This is a genomic window from Niveispirillum cyanobacteriorum (genome assembly GCF_002868735.1).
Classification (GTDB): domain Bacteria; phylum Pseudomonadota; class Alphaproteobacteria; order Azospirillales; family Azospirillaceae; genus Niveispirillum; species Niveispirillum cyanobacteriorum.
In genome coordinates, this window is the sequence record NZ_CP025612.1 from 485,417 (window position 1) to 500,359 (window position 14,943).

Annotated in this window: 12 protein-coding genes; 5 read left to right on the forward strand and 7 right to left on the reverse strand. The window is 62.0% G+C overall.

Translation table 11 applies throughout. From position 1 onward, the window contains the following. Positions 1 to 172: 172 nt before the first annotated feature. On the reverse strand, positions 173 to 562 hold the full coding sequence (locus C0V82_RS18015; protein ID WP_102113827.1) for a c-type cytochrome: 390 nt from the start codon (positions 560 to 562) through the stop codon (positions 173 to 175). 158 nt (positions 563 to 720) lie between these two features. Between C0V82_RS18015 and C0V82_RS18020 the strand changes: the two genes are divergently transcribed. Then, positions 721 to 1,167 (forward strand): TspO/MBR family protein, encoded by a 447-nt coding sequence (locus tag C0V82_RS18020; RefSeq protein WP_102114383.1) that lies wholly within the window; start codon positions 721 to 723, stop codon positions 1,165 to 1,167. Here C0V82_RS18020 and C0V82_RS18025 read toward each other — a convergent pair. The 6 genes from C0V82_RS18025 to C0V82_RS18050 all read right to left on the reverse strand — a co-directional run bounded on the left by C0V82_RS18025 (position 1,134) and on the right by C0V82_RS18050 (position 7,376). Next, positions 1,134 to 1,433 carry a hypothetical protein gene (locus C0V82_RS18025; protein ID WP_102113828.1) on the reverse strand — a complete coding sequence of 100 codons (300 nt, stop codon included), beginning with the start codon at positions 1,431 to 1,433 and terminating at the stop codon, positions 1,134 to 1,136. The two genes, C0V82_RS18020 and C0V82_RS18025, sit on opposite strands and share 34 nt — an antisense overlap. Next, entirely contained in the window at positions 1,417 to 2,649 is a 1,233-nt protein-coding gene (locus C0V82_RS18030) for a geranylgeranyl diphosphate reductase (protein ID WP_199772587.1), read from the reverse strand. The genes C0V82_RS18025 and C0V82_RS18030 overlap by 17 nt, the downstream gene beginning before the upstream one ends. A 36-nt stretch (positions 2,650 to 2,685) precedes the next feature. After that, on the reverse strand, positions 2,686 to 4,074 hold the full coding sequence (locus C0V82_RS18035; RefSeq protein ID WP_102113829.1) for a BCD family MFS transporter: 1,389 nt from the start codon (positions 4,072 to 4,074) through the stop codon (positions 2,686 to 2,688). A 10-nt stretch (positions 4,075 to 4,084) separates the two neighbouring features. Beyond that, positions 4,085 to 5,005 (reverse strand): chlorophyll synthase ChlG, encoded by a 921-nt coding sequence (gene chlG / locus C0V82_RS18040; RefSeq protein ID WP_102113830.1) that lies wholly within the window; start codon positions 5,003 to 5,005, stop codon positions 4,085 to 4,087. A gap of 152 nt (positions 5,006 to 5,157) precedes the next feature. Beyond that, positions 5,158 to 6,609, reverse strand: a complete 1,452-nt coding sequence (gene ppsR / locus C0V82_RS18045) for a transcriptional regulator PpsR (protein ID WP_245924276.1) — start codon at positions 6,607 to 6,609, stop codon at positions 5,158 to 5,160. Next, entirely contained in the window at positions 6,594 to 7,376 is a 783-nt protein-coding gene (locus tag C0V82_RS18050; RefSeq protein ID WP_102114385.1) for a cobalamin B12-binding domain-containing protein, read from the reverse strand. The genes ppsR and C0V82_RS18050 overlap by 16 nt, the downstream gene beginning before the upstream one ends. A 394-nt stretch (positions 7,377 to 7,770) precedes the next feature. On the opposite strand from C0V82_RS18050, the gene bchF reads away from it, so the two are divergent. From bchF to C0V82_RS18070, 4 genes are read left to right on the forward strand one after another with little or no spacing between them, the layout of a single operon-like run. Further along, positions 7,771 to 8,325 carry a 2-vinyl bacteriochlorophyllide hydratase gene (bchF, locus tag C0V82_RS18055; protein ID WP_245924277.1) on the forward strand — a complete coding sequence of 185 codons (555 nt, stop codon included), beginning with the start codon at positions 7,771 to 7,773 and terminating at the stop codon, positions 8,323 to 8,325. Then, the gene (locus C0V82_RS18060) at positions 8,322 to 9,623 is read left to right on the forward strand and encodes a ferredoxin:protochlorophyllide reductase (ATP-dependent) subunit N (protein ID WP_102113833.1); all 1,302 of its coding nucleotides are present in this window, start codon (positions 8,322 to 8,324) and stop codon (positions 9,621 to 9,623) included. The genes bchF and C0V82_RS18060 overlap by 4 nt, the downstream gene beginning before the upstream one ends. Continuing rightward, positions 9,620 to 11,164, forward strand: coding sequence for a ferredoxin:protochlorophyllide reductase (ATP-dependent) subunit B (gene bchB, locus C0V82_RS18065; protein ID WP_102113834.1), 1,545 nt, complete (start codon positions 9,620 to 9,622; stop codon positions 11,162 to 11,164). The genes C0V82_RS18060 and bchB overlap by 4 nt, the downstream gene beginning before the upstream one ends. Next, positions 11,136 to 14,909 carry a magnesium chelatase subunit H gene (locus C0V82_RS18070; RefSeq protein WP_102113835.1) on the forward strand — a complete coding sequence of 1,258 codons (3,774 nt, stop codon included), beginning with the start codon at positions 11,136 to 11,138 and terminating at the stop codon, positions 14,907 to 14,909. Before bchB ends, C0V82_RS18070 begins: the two co-directional genes overlap by 29 nt. The last annotated feature ends 34 nt before the right edge of the window (positions 14,910 to 14,943 follow it).

The following is a 14,943-nucleotide window of genomic DNA, read 5'->3' on the forward strand; positions in this document are numbered from 1 at the left end:
CGCCCCGCGCCCGCAGGTGGTTCCTGCGTTCTTTTTGCGTGGACGCCAGAAGCCTTTATGGCAAGGCGTGACAAGATTGATTGTCAGGTAAACCAGCTTGTGTGTAAACTTTTATTTACACTTTTTGATGATTTTGGCGCCACCCGATGAACGGGTGGCGCCCTCTATGCCCTTATTTCCGGGGGCTGAACTGCTTCAGATAAGCGATCACGTCGGCGATTTCCTTGTCGGTCTTCAGACCGGGAAAGGCCATCTTCGTGCCATTGACCAGTGCCTTTGGGTTGGGGAGGTAGGTCTTCAGCAGCGCCTCATCCCAGGTTTTGCCGGCCCCGAAATCGACCATCGATTTGGAATAGGTGTAGCCCGCGACCGTTCCCGGCTGCCGCCCGAAAAGGCCCATCAGCGATGGCCCGACCTTTGGCTTATCATTGTCTGCATTGTGGCAGGCCATGCATTTGTTGAACACAAGCTTGCCCGCTGCGGCATCGCCCTCATCGGCATGGGCGACCGTCGGCGCGATGGCTAGGGTCATCAAACAAGCGAGTGTGAGGAATTTTGACATACTTACCTCCCGAAACGTAGTTGCGGTTCTTGAGGCCGAGGGGCCAGCAAGACTTTCAGTGGCTGATGACCGATTGCGGCAAAAGCCCAAACGCGTCATTGCACAAACTCGTCATTCGTTTACTGTCGCAACTGCCTATCGGGAAAAAGGAGCATTCTATGGCGGCGCTCGTCTTTATTTTACTCGTATTCGCTGCCGCTTCCAGCGGGGCTGTTTTCAAGCCCGGTGAGTGGTATGAAAGCCTCCGCAAGCCATCCTGGACCCCACCGAAATGGGCCTTTCCGGTCGTGTGGACGCTGCTTTACATGGCCATCGCCTATGCCGGCTGGCGGGTCTGGACCCTGGCCGGATGGTCGCTGCCCATTGTCTTCTGGGTCCTCCAGATTGTGGTCAATGCCATGTGGTCATGGATGTTTTTCGGGTTGCGCCGGATGCGCTTGGCGCTGGCGGATATCATGGTTCTCTGGGTCTCGATTCTCGGCTTCATCCTGACGGCTTGGCCGGTTTCGGACCTCGCGGCACTTCTGTTCCTCCCCTATCTGGTGTGGGTCACAACAGCGGGATTTCTTAACTACTCCGTCCTGCGGCTGAACACCCGTCCGTGAGACGGTGCGCGCAGCAGGATGTCAATGCCATGCGCGACCAGAGAGCCGGCAAGCAAGACCAGTATCCAGATAGGTCCAACCCCACGAAGGGCAAGCCCCAGGGCGGCAAGAAGGCAAGTACCTGAACAGGCATTGGCCCAGAGGGCACGAAACCGCCGCTGGGGTCGGCTGGACAGCAGGGATAGAACCAGCGTTTCCACCCAAAGGATCAGGATGGCGATCAGACTGATCCAGCCATTTGCCAGACCATCAAGCAACAGGGTCATGTCCACCTGCCCGGATGCCAAGCAAGGCCAGCGTATCCTTCAAGAACACCCGGATATGGGCCAGCGGATCGCGTCGCACCAGGGCCTTGTTCAGGTAGGATTCCCAGGTCAGGCGCTGCACATCCGGGTCGGCGCACATGGACACGAATTTCTCCCGGAACCGGTCATTGCGGTACCAGACCGCCTGCATGATCCCAAGGATCAGGAAGACGCGACCATGGGCCCCCATGAAAAGCCGCCTTGCCTGCCGCAGCGCGGAGGCACGCCCCGTTTCCAGGCTGGTATGGACGGCATCCGCGCAAAGGCGCCCGCACAGCATGGCGTAATGAATTCCCTCGCCCGAGGCGGGGGCGACGGTACCGGCGGCATCGCCGGTCAACAGGACATTGCGGCCATTATCCCACCGGCGCATGGGTTTCAAAGGCAATGGCGCGCCTTCGCGGCGGATGACCTTGCATTCCATAAGTCCAGCGGCATGTCGTAGGTTCTCTGTCGCACCGCGCAGGTCATGGCCCTTCACGCCGGATCCGCACCCGACCGATGTGTGGCTTCCGTGTGGGAAAACCCAGCCATAGAAATCGGGGGAAATGCGCCCGTCATAGATGACATCGCAGCGATCAGCAGCAAAGCCATGGACCTCGCCACCAGGGGGGCTTTCAATAATCTCATGATAGGCAAAGACATAGGGTGGCCTTTTGCCGGGGGGAAACATCAGGCGGCGGACAGTCGAATTGGCGCCGTCCGCACCGATCACCATCCGGGCGGAAAATGTGACTGGCGCGGACGCGGGATCGGCACCTGTGGCGGTCAAGGTCAGCAGCAAGGTCTTGTCCGACCGCTCCTCCAGCCCCGCCAGTTTGCCGACGAACAGGCGAGCGCCTGCCCGTTCGGCCCGTTCGCGCAGATAGGGATCGAAGGTGGCACGGTCCACCATGCCGACAAATCCAATGTCGCCAATCCGCATTTCGACCTCGCGGCCCGAGGGGGCGATGATCCGTGCTGCGCTGGCGCGCGCCACCAGCATTTCCTCCGGAATGGCAAAATCGCGAAGGGTGCGCGATGGGATGGCGCCGCCGCAGGGTTTGATCCGGTTGCCCGGATCGACCAGCAACACGTCATGACCCAGTTCCAACAGACGCTCCGCCGCCATCGCCCCGCTGGGGCCACCGCCGATGACCGCCACATCGAACATAGTCGGCCAATCATTCCCGATCATGGTGGGCTCAGTGCGCGTGCTGGTCGCAGTCATCATCTACTCCGCCGCTTGGATGGTGGGTGAATGCGGCGTCACCATGCCACCGGACCGCGCGGTATCCCGCCCGATCCGAATGGCCACCATGGTGGAGGCCATGAACAGCAGCGCCTCAAGGCCGAAAACCAGACCGAAGGCACTGCCATCGGAACCGGTGATCAGCCGGCCCACGTCCAGCGCGATGCTGCCCAGCAGACCGCCAAACCCGAAGGATATCGCCTGTGCCGCCCCCCACACCCCCATCCGCATCCCGGCATTGCCGGTTCGTCCACGCGTCGCCAGTTGCATCATGGTGCCGATGGCGGCAACCGCGAACATGCCGTTGGCAAAGCCCAGCACGAAGATATGAGGGGCCAGCGGCCAATGCGGTGCGACGGTGGCCGCCAGACAGAGCAGCGCCAATGTGGCAGCAGATCCAAGGCAGCCGGCAATGATGAACAACCGGGACAGGCCCGGCACTCGCTTGCCCAGCAGGAAACCCCCAAGGCCGACCACGGCCATGCCGGCGAAAACGCCCGCATGCTGCATGCCCGACAATTGCGTGGACTGGCCGGGTGACATGCCGAACAGCAGGCCTGCGAAAGGTTCCAGGATCAGGTCCTGTGTGGAATAGGCCAGCATGGACATGGCGATGAACAGCGTGAACAATCTTGCCTCGCCATCGTACCAGACCTCCCGCAGACTGTCGCTGAACCGGGCCGGTGGTCCTGATGCGGCCTGCACCGGCGTGATCGCCGGCTTGCGTTCGATCCCCAGCACGGCCAGCCAGGCGATCAGGAAGGCGACCGCACCCGTGGCCGCTGTAACCTCAATCAAGCGCAGGTGGGAATAGGGCTCCAGTGCGATGCCGGTGATGATGGAGGTCACGATGATGCCCATGATCATCATCATCCAGGTGATCGTGGCCGCCGTCGCCCGCCGTTCCGGTGGGGTGCGGGTGGCCAGCAGCGCCAGCAGCGAGGTGCCGCTGGCCCCAATTCCAACCCCGATCAGCACATAAGCGATAAAGGCCATTGTCAGGCCCATTGCGTGGCTGTCTGCAAACAGCAGTGTGGTCGCCGATGCCAGCGTGCCCGACAATGCCAGCAGCGCCAGCCCCAGCAGGATCCAGATGGTACGGGAGCCGCCCGTATCCGAGCGATGCCCCCAGAGGGGCCGCGTGATCTGCACGCCGTAATGCACACCAACCAGCAGACCCGGCACAATGGCGGCCAGTCCCAGCTCGACGATCATCACGCGGTTCAGGGTCGAATTGGTCAGGACTACAATGGCCCCCAACGCCGCCTGGACAAGACCCAGACGCAGGATATCGATCCAGCCCAGCCTGACACCCGGACCTGCTTTCCGGGAATCATCGCGGTGGGACAGGGCCTGTGCGCTCTGGCTCATTTCAGTATCCTCAACCGAGAGAGGGGGGGAGCGCGGCGTAACGCAGGCCGAAGGCTGTCACCATCATGCCGGTGACATAAAGGCCGACGCCGACCGCCGAATACCAGACCGCACGCCCCACCGGATCGCCCAGGAAGCGGCGCATGCACACCATCTGCACCGTCAGCAATCCCCCGACCGCCAGGGCATGGTATGGCAGCGACCAATAGGCCAGAAGCCCAACCACGGTCAGTTGTGGCAGCGCCATCACGATACAGGCGATACGGGCCGCCGCCTGTGCGCCGTGCAGCACGGGCAACGTCGAAATCTTCATTTCGCTGTCGCCCCGGATCGACTTGAAATCATTCAAGGTCAGGATGCCGTGTGCGCCGATGCCATAGAGCAAACCCACCAGAAGGATCGGGTTCGCCGGCATCAGCCCCGTCATGGCCGTCGCTGCGGTGATCCAGGGCAATGTCTCATAGCTAAGCCCGACAGCGGCGTTGCCGATCCAGCCATTCTGTTTGAACCGGAAGGGAGGGGCGCTGTATCCCCAGGCCAGTGCCAGACCGACCAGTGCGGCGATAAAGACCAATGGCCCCAGCAGCGATGCAACAGCCATTGAGAGCAGCGACATCAAGATCGCGATATATAGACCCCATCGCCCGGGCATCCTGCCTGATGGAATGACACGATCAGGTTCATTGATGGCGTCCACATGCCGGTCGAACCAGTCATTGACGGCCTGACTGGTCCCGCAGAGCAGGGGGCCGGCCAGCAGAACGCCCAGCGCCGCCGCAATGAAAGCCGCGCTTAGCGGCTGTCCCGACGAAATCACTCCGCAAGCATAGGCCCACATGGGCGGAAACCAGGTAATGGGTTTCAGCAGCGCGAGCACCGCTGAGGGGCCCGGCCAGTCACGTCGCAATATCTCGGTGCGGGTGATTTCCATGGGGGCGATGCTATGCCTGCCCCAAGCGAAGTGTCAATCTGAATTGACACTTCGCCGATTTGACACTTTGACTGCATGCCGCTGTCTGCGCACGCGCGTAGAAACCCCGGACCCGGCGCTCTGGGGGTAGGCAGTGGAATAGCGGATTGGGGTCAGTTGGATGGGCGGTAGTCTTCCAGACCGTGCCGGCGCAGCTTGATATAGAGGCTCTGACGTGAAAGTCCTAACATCTCCGCAGCCGATGCGCGGTTGTTGTTGGTCTGGTCCAGCGCCGCTTCGATACAGATTTTCTCAATCACTTCCAGCGACTCGCGGACCAGATCCTTCAGCGGCACACGCCCGACAAGATTGGCAAAGCCATCGGCCTGTTCCGGCGCGCCGGGGGCGGGTATGGCAAGCCGTTCCGTCGTGACGACCGGCTGTGGTACGAAAATCACCTGGGTAAGGCCGGTGTCAGGGTTGCGCCGGGCCGAAACCAGCACCGGACGATCACCGGACAGATTGTCGGTTAGGGTCGTGGCAAAGCCCCGCACCACCTGTTCTTCGGCCAGTCTGGAATAGAAAACATGCAGGTCGAGCGATGTCTTGGAGAACCAGGTTCCCAGATTGCGTCCAACGACCTGTGCGATGGACGGGGCATGTGCCAGATCCAGAAACAGGGTGTTGGCACCCACGATCTGGCCCTGATCATTGGTCTGGACAGCGGGTTCCGGCACGTCGGTAAGATCGACCGGACGCTCGTTCCGCTTTTCGACCTGTTGACGCCGGGCTTCCTGGGCGTCGCTGCTCTGCCAGGCGGAAATGATGAGATTGGTGATGCCGTTCTCGCGGTAAGACCGCAGGGAGAGCGACACAGGTTCGCCCTTGACCGTTTTCAGCGTATCTATACGGACGGGACTGGCGCTGTGGCGCGCCTCGCCGATAGCATCGCTCAACGCGTCGCGATCCTGTTTGCGGAACAGGTCGCGGAAAGGCTTGCCGACGATACCAGTCGAACCGCCGCCGACCAGACTGATGGCTGCGGCATTGGCGTCCAGCACCGTCTTGCGCTCACCATCCAGCATGACATGCGCGATGGTTGAGACGCGGAAGGCGGTACGGTACCGGGCCTCCGCCTCTTGTAGCTCGCGGTAATCGGCCTCCAGCTCCATCTGGGTTTCTACCAGACGCTGCTGATCCTTCATCTGTTGGCGCAATTCACGGCCAACAATCAGCATGTAGGGGGAATCGGCCACGGAAAAGCCCGAATAGAGCACGGGCAGGTCCGGCTTGCCGTCACAGCTGTGGTTTACCTGATAGCCACGAGCTTGCCGCGCGCTGTCCTGACCGGTCAGCATCGCGTCAATCTTGGGCACGGATTCCACGGTCACCAGATCCTGAAGCCGCTTGCCGACAGCCTTGGTCAGGCCATAGATGCCCATGTCAGGATCTGCAAAATGAATGCGATGGACAGTATGATCCTGGCCGACCAGCATGACGATATCGGCACCCAAACCAACAAGAGCCAAAATAGAATCGGCATCCAGCGATTTCAGCAGGCTGAGGGCAACTTCGGTGCCATGCATCGCGTTCTTACCGTTGAGGGTCTTCATCTCAATAGCCAATCAGGTCTTCCGGCATTGACAAGGACCCTTTGGCCAGATGCTTGCGCTTGATGACCGTATGCCTCCAGCTCATAAAATTTCTCACATATCTTCGATGCGGAGTAAACACTGTCACATATGCAGTCAATCCCCAAACCCACAAGAAAATCAACAAACTCTAATGCAGCGACCCCGCCTGCGACAATCGGTGTCCGCGCACCGGGCGATACGGCTCGCACCGCGACCACAATATCCTCGAATTCCTTCTTGAGCCTGTGGTTGCTCCAGCCGATGCAGACGATGTCCGCCCGCTTCAGGGTGGAGCGCAGGTTGGCTCCTTGCAGATCGTGACCTTCAAGGATCTGGTTGGACCAGCCCATCGCATCGAACAGCAGCCCGAGTATGTGGGTTCCCAATGTGTGCTGCTCCCCGGACGGGGTAACCAGCGCGACAAACGGCACCCAACTGCGTGGCTGCCGGCCACGGAATTCAAAAGAGAGTAGCCGGATAATCTCCTGAAGCCGTGCCGTGCCGATGGTGACATCGATGAAGTCGCAATCGTCATCGACCCATCTGCGGCCAAGAAGGCGGGCCACGGCTTCAATGAACAGCACCGAGACGATATCCGGCTGGTCAGGGGGGATTTCGCGCCGCATGAACTCGCGCAAGGTCGACGCGCGCATCCCTGGGCGGACCACCTGGGCGCAGAAATCCGACAGGGCCGCGTCGTAACGACGGTCATGCTCCAGTCCGATTTCATACCGCGCTGCCAGCTTTTCGGCTGTCATTGGCGCCACGGTCCTTTGGATAATGCGGCGGAGCCCGTCCCGTTCGCTTGACGCTAGGTACTCTGGATGTCTTTGGGGGGCAAGCGATACCCCTCCCGCCGGCCCGTCGGCCCGCAGGGCCGTGCGCTCTTGGTAATGATGGTCGGTGTCTGCGAATATTCTGCCCATGTGCCTGCCGCGAGAACGCCCCCCTATCAACCCAGAGCTTGCGCGGCGCAAGGTGCGGGTGTGGTTCAGGTGACCAGCACACTGGCGAGCACCCTAAGAATGGCCGGCCCGCCCCTTCCTGTAAATCAAAATTTACGTCAACTTAGATTGACACTTTTGCTTTTCGATGGGACTGTTGCCTATCCCGAGAGCCCGATGGACAGCCGGACGGGGAGAAGGAGACAGCGTGATCGCTAAGATCAACCAACCTCATCCGGGCCCTGCTCTGTATACCGACGAGGAACGGCGCCGTCGCGACGCGAGCGGTTGGACTCTGGTCCAGGGCATACTAGCCCCTGTTCAGTTCCTGGTCTTTCTGATCAGCCTGGGTTTGATCATGCGCTACTTCGCCACCGGCGAAGGTCTGGCCATGGCGCAGATGTCGGTCGTGATCAAAACCCTGACCCTCTATGCAATCATGATCACCGGCTCGATCTGGGAAAAGGAGGTGTTTGGGGTTTACCTCTTCGCCCGGCCCTTCTTCTGGGAAGACGTCTTCTCCATGCTGGTTCTGGCCCTGCACAGCGCCTATCTGGTGGCGCTGTGGATGGGTGGCCTGGGGGCGGCCGGACTGATGGTCTTGGCCCTGGCAGCCTATGCCACCTACATCGTAAATGCCGGACAGTTCGTGTGGAAGCTGCGTCTGGCGCGGCTGGACGCGGCACGGCGCGCCGATGCGTTGGCGGATGGCAGTCCCGGCAGCATCGAGGCTGTCCTGTCTGCGGCAGGGAGGGTGTCATGAGCGTGGCCCAACCCGTTGCCTGCAACGAGCCGACGCCCATCCGTCAGCGCGGCCAGCATGAGGTTTTCTGCGGCCTGACTTCTATCATCTGGCTGCACCGCAAGGTGCAGGATGCGTTCTTCCTTGTCGTCGGGTCGCGGACCTGCGCGCATCTGCTGCAATCGGCGGCGGGCGTGATGATCTTTTCCGAACCGCGCTTTGCTACCGCCATCATGGAAGAACGTGATCTGGCCGGGATGGCCGACATGCATGATGAGTTGGACAATGTGGTGGCCCGCCTGCTGGAACGCCGGCCCGACATCCGCATGTTGGTCCTGGTCGGCTCCTGCCCGTCGGAAGTCATCAAGCTGGACCTGTCGCGGGCAGCATCTCGGTTGAATGCCGTGCATGCCCCCCGCCACCGTGTGATCGCCTATTCCGGAAGCGGGATTGAGACGACATTTACCCAGGGTGAGGATAATTTCCTGGCCGCCCTGATCGCTGACAAGGCGTCGCCCCGGTCAGCTGGTGAGGCCGCGAAGCTGGTGGTTCTGGGCTGTCTGGCCGATGTGGTGGAGGATCAGTTCTCCCGCCTGTTCGCGGAGCTGGGCCTGTCCGGTGTCACCTTCCTGCCCGGCCGGGATGCCATCAAGGGTCTGGTGGTCGGCCCCGAAACCCGGTTCATCCTGGCGCAGCCCTATCTGGGGGCGGCAGCCGCTGCGCTGGAAGCGCGAGGCGCGCGGCGCATCGACTCCATCTTCCCGTTGGGGGCGGAGGGGACAAGCGCCTGGCTGCGCGCCATCTGCATGACGTTCGGCGTCGATATGGCCCGGCTTGATGCGGTGGTGGCACAGCCACGCCGCCGTGCCGCAGAGGCCATGGCCCATTACCGGCCCTGGCTGGAAGGGCGCCGCGTCTTCTTCTTTCCCGATTCCCAGATGGAGCCGTCGCTGGCCCGGTTCCTGTCGCGGGAAATGGGGTCAGAACTGCTGGAGGTCGGCAGCCCCTACCTGCATCGTGAGCATGTGGCGGGTGAGTTGGCCCTGCTGCCGCCGGGTGTCACCCTTTCTGAGGGCCAGGATGTCGATGAACAGATTGACCGCTGTCGCACTGCCAACCCCGATCTGATTGTCTGCGGCCTTGGCCTTGCCAATCCGTTTGAGGCGGAAGGAAGGGTCAGCAAATGGTCTATCGAGTTCAGCTTCACACCCATCCAGGGCTTTGAACAGGCAGGCGATCTGGCGGAGCTGTTCGCCCGTCCCCTGATGCGTAACGCCATCCTGACAGGCGGCGCGGATCGCCGGGAGGCTGTGCGATGAAGCTTTCCATGTGGACCTATGAAGGCCCGCCGCATGTGGGCGCCATGCGCATCGCCGCCTCGATGCAGGGCGTTCATTATGTGCTGCATGCGCCGCAGGGCGATACCTATGCCGACCTGCTGTTCACCATGATCGAACGGCGGCAATCACGCCCGCCGGTCACCTATACAACCTTTCAGGCCCGCGATCTGGCCGGCTCCACGGCGGATATCTTCAAGAAGGCCTGCCGCGACGCGGTGGCCCGATTCACGCCGGAGGCGCTGTTGGTCGGCGCGTCCTGCACGGCGGAACTGTTGCAGGATGATCCGGGCGGTCTGGCCCGCACGCTGGACGTGCCGGTGCCGGTAGTGCCGCTGGAGCTGCCATCGTACCAGAAAAAGGAAAATTGGGGGGCGGCAGAGACGTTCTATCGCCTGGTCCGCGCCTTTGTGGGCCGCAACCCACGCCCTGATAACATTCCCGCTAATAGCTGCAATATCCTTGGCCCCACCTCGCTGGGCTTCCGTTGCCGCGATGACGTGACAGAGATAGTGAAGCTGTTGACGGAAGAGGGGCTGGATGTGCGCGTCGTGGCCCCGATGGGGGCGACGCCCGCCGATCTGGCGCGTATCCCGGAAGCGGCCTTCAACATCGTACTTTATCCTGAAATTGCCGATGTCACGGCCCGCTGGCTTAAAACCGCGCATGGCATGCCCTTCATCTCCACCATCCCCATCGGTGTGCAGGCGACGCAGAACTTTGTTGATGAGGTGCGGGCCATTGCCGGCCTGCCGACGCGCGAGGGCCGCACTCGCGACCGCCTGACCTGGTACAGCCGTTCCATCGACAGCAACTACCTGACCAACAAGCGGGTTTTCATCTTCGGCGATGCCACCCACGCCATCGCTGCCGCCCGTATCGCGTCGGAGGAACTGGGGTTCCGGGTCTGCGGTCTTGGCACCTATATGCGGGAATTTGCCCGCGACGTGCGCGATGCCGCTGCTAAATATGGCGTGGAGGCCGTGATCAGCGATGATCATCTGGAGGTGGAGGCCGCGATAGTGGCCGCCCGGCCCGAACTGGTGCTGGGCACGCAGATGGAACGCCACATCGCAAAGCGGCTGCGTGTGCCCTGCGCCGTCATCTCTGCCCCCACGCATGTGCAGGATTTCCCGGCCCGCTATTCCCCCCAAATGGGGTTTGAAGGAGCGAATGTCATTTTCGACAGCTGGGTTCATCCGCTGATGATGGGGCTGGAGGAACATCTGTTGCAGATGTTCCGCGACGATTTCGAATTCAACGACAGCGCCAGCGCCTCGCACCTGCATCCGCAGGCGCCGGCCGTCAAGACGGTGGAGGCAGCGCCGGCCCCGGTGGTGGCAGCCGCCCCGACCGGGGTGATCGCCACCTGGACATTGGAGGCTGAAAGAGAGCTTCAGAAGGTTCCGTTCTTCGTCCGGGGCAAGGCCCGGCGTAACACCGAACTCTTTGCCCAGGGCAAGGGGATTCATCCGATAACCGTGGAGACGCTGTATGACGCGAAAGCTCATTTCGCCCGCTGACAGCACTCCCGTTCGGGTGGTGCTGGTAACGCTGGACAACCACATCGTGGCGGCCGTGGACGCGGCCCGTCTGGCGTTGACGCGCGAACTGCCGGGGCTGACGCTGACGGTACATGCCGCCACGGATTGGGCAGAAAATCCGGGCCGTCTGGCCGCCTGCCGGTCGGACATCCTGGCCGGCGACATCATTATCGTTTCTATGATCTTCGTGGAAGAACATGTGAAGGCCATCGCGGATGTGCTGGAGGCACGGCACCGCGAATGTGACGCCATGGTCTGCTGCATGTCAGCCGGCACGGTCATGAAATACACGACCATGGGGCGCTTCCGCATGAGCGACGAGCAGAAGGGCCCCCTGGCGCTTCTGAAGAAGCTGCGGGGCTCCAGTTCGCGTGGTGGGCGGGACAGCGGCAAAACGGCGGGCGAGCGGCAGTTGGCCATGCTGCGACGTTTGCCCAAGCTGCTGCGTTTCATTCCCGGCACGGCGCAGGATGTGCGCAACTATTTCCTGACCTTGCAGTACCGTATCGCCGCGTCGGAAGACAATGTCGCCAACATGATCCGCCTGCTGGTCGCTAAATATGCACGTGGCGACCGCAAAGGCCTGCAAACTCGCGTCACGGCGGGCGATCCTGTCGAATATCCCGATGTTGGCCTTTACCATCCGCGCCTGAACCCGCGTGTTACGACGCAACTGTCGATACTGCCCAGCGTGCCGTCACCGCGCGGTACCATCGGCCTGCTGCTGATGCGCACCTATATCCTGTCCGGCGACACCGCCCATTATGACCGCGTGATCGCGGCGCTGGAGGGGCGGGGCTATCGCGTGGTGCCCGCCTTCTGTTCCGGCCTGGACATGCGGTCGGCGGTGGAGCGTTTCATGCAAACGGATGGTGGCGGTGTGGCCATCGACGCGCTATGTTCACTGACCGGTTTCTCCCTGGTCGGTGGTCCGGCCTATAGTGACAGTGCCGCTGCCGCCCGCACCCTGGGCAAACTGGATGTGCCCTATCTGTCCGCTTTCGTGACGGAGTTCCAGTCCAAGGAAGGCTGGCAGAAATCCGGCCAGGGCCTGACCCCTATCGAAACCACGCTGATGGTAGCCATCCCTGAACTGGATGGGGCCACGGGCGCCATGGTCATCGGCGGTCGTTCGGAGGGGGGCACCAAGCCCAAAACTTGCACCTGCGCCCGCCAGTTGGGTCAATGCCCCACCAACCGCGCCTGCATGCAGCCGGATGAGGAGCGGGTGGAGCTGCTGGCCGGTCGGCTCGCCGCCCTAGTCGACCTGCGGCGTAAGCAGCGGCGGGAACGGCGCATCGCCGTTACCCTCTTCAACTATCCACCCAACAGCGGAAGCATCGGCACTGCCGCCTTCCTGGCGGTATTTGAAAGTCTGTATGCCACGATGCAGCGTCTGGCCGCCGAAGGCTATGATGTTGCTGTGCCCGACAGTGTCGACACGCTGCGCACTATGCTGCTGGAAGGCAACGCAGCCCTTCACGGGACGGAGGCCAATGTCCATGTCGTTGTATCGGCGGACGATCATGTGCGTCGCGAACGCCATCTGGCCGATATCGAGGCGCAATGGGGTCCCGCACCGGGCCGCATCCTGAGCAACGGGCGCGGCATCTTCGTGCTGGGCCGGCAGTTCGGCAATTTGCTGGTCGGGCTGCAACCCTCCTTCGGGTATGAAGGCGATCCGATGCGGCTGCTGTTTGAGGGCGGGTTCGCCCCCACCCATGCCTTCGCCGCCTACTACACCTATCTGCGCGAAACGTTCCGGGCCGATGCCGTGCTGCATTTCGGCACGCACGGCGCGCTGGAATTCATGCCGGGCAAGCAGACGGGCCTGTCGGCCACCTGCTGGCCCGACCGCATCCTGGGTGCCTTGCCTAATATCTATCTCTATGCCGCCAATAACCCGTCCGAAGGCTCCATCGCCAAGCGCCGGTCAGCGGCCACGCTCGTCTCCTACCTGACCCCGCCGATCACCCAGGCAGGGCTGTATAAGGGGTTGAGCGAGTTGAAGGTCAGTCTCGACCGCTACCGCACGACCGAGCCCGAGGCGGCGGTGGAACGCAGCCGGATGATGGCCCTTATCCGGGTCCAGGCCGAACAGTTGGACCTTAGCCCCGCCCCGCCCGGCGCCGACGAGGGACAGGTGGTGCAGTATCTGATGCAGCAGATGATGGAGCTGGAATATGCCCTGATCCCCCATGGCCTGCATGTGGCGGGCCAGGGCATGGACCGGGCACAGCGGCTGGAACTGCTGGGGCATGTCGTAACGGGGATGGAGGATGCGGCCTTCCTGCGCGGTGATGCCACCCTGACCACCGCCATTGTCGATCAGGATGCCAGTACCATCGACCTGGCGCTGCGTGGTGCGGACGACGCTAAGCGTGTGACCGTCGCCCGCCTTTCCGCCATGAATGCGGGTCTGGCGCGGAATGAGGAACTGGACGGTCTGGTCCGTGCCCTGGACGGACGGTTCATCATGCCGTCGCCGTCTGGCGATCTGCTGCGCACGCCCGACCTGCTGCCTACGGGCCGCAATATCCATGGCTTCGACCCGTTCGGCATCCCCAGCGCCTATGCCTTGCAGGATGGGGAACGGCAAGCGGCCCGTGTGATCGAGCGGTATCGTCAGATCGACGGACGCCTGCCGGAAACCGTCGCCATTGTTCTGTGGGGTACAGATAATCTGAAGACCGGTGGTGCGCCGATGGCGCAGGCCCTGGCCTTGATGGGGGCCCGTCCCCGTCTGGATGCCTATAACCGCGTCTGCGGGGCGGAGCTGATCCCTCTGTCGGAGCTGAAGCGGCCGCGCATCGATGCGGTCATGACTTTGTCCGGCATCTTCCGCGACCTGCTGCCCATCCAGGCCAGCATGCTGGCAGAGGCCAGTTACCTGGCCGCCACGGCGGATGAGCCGGTGGAGATGAACTTTATCCGCAAGCATGCGCTGGCCTATTGCGAGGCGCATGCTTGCGTGCTGGAGGTGGCAGCCTACCGCGTGTTCTCCAATGCCGAAGGGGCCTATGGCGCCAATGTGAACATGCTGATCGGCTCCTCCTCCTGGACGGATGATGAGGAAATTGCCGAGACCTATACCCAGCGCAAAAGCTTTGCGATCAATCGCAAGGGCAAGACCAGCCATCAGGCTGCCGTGCTGGACTCCATCCTCAGCGATGTGGACATGGCCTATCAAAACCTGGACTCGGTCGAGGTTGGGGTCACCACCATTGAACATTATTTCGATACGCTGGGTGGCCTGACCAAGGCCGTATCCCGCGCCAAAGGCGATGCTGCCCTTCCCGTCTTCATCTCTGATCAGACGCAGGGCGAGGGCAAGGTCCGCACGCTCGGCGAACAGGTGGCACTGGAAACCCGCACCCGGACCCTGAACCCGAAATGGTTCGAGGGGATGTTGAAACACGGATACGAAGGCGTGCGCCATATCGAGGCGCAGGTGACCAACACCTTGGGTTGGTCGGCCACGGCGGGGGGCATCGATCCCTGGGTCTATCAACAGATGACAGAGACCTTCGTCCTCGATCCCGAGATGCGTCGGCGTCTATCGAACCTTAATCCAGCCTCTACCGCCCGGGTCGCTGCTCGGTTGATGGAGGCGCATGAACGCAACTACTGGCAGCCGGACACAGAAACCCTGAACGCCTTACGTCGGGCGGGTGAGGAACTGGAAGACCGTCTGGAAGGCGTGGCAAGGGAGGCTGCCGAATGAATATTCAGATCAACACCCGTAGCGTGGAAAAGGA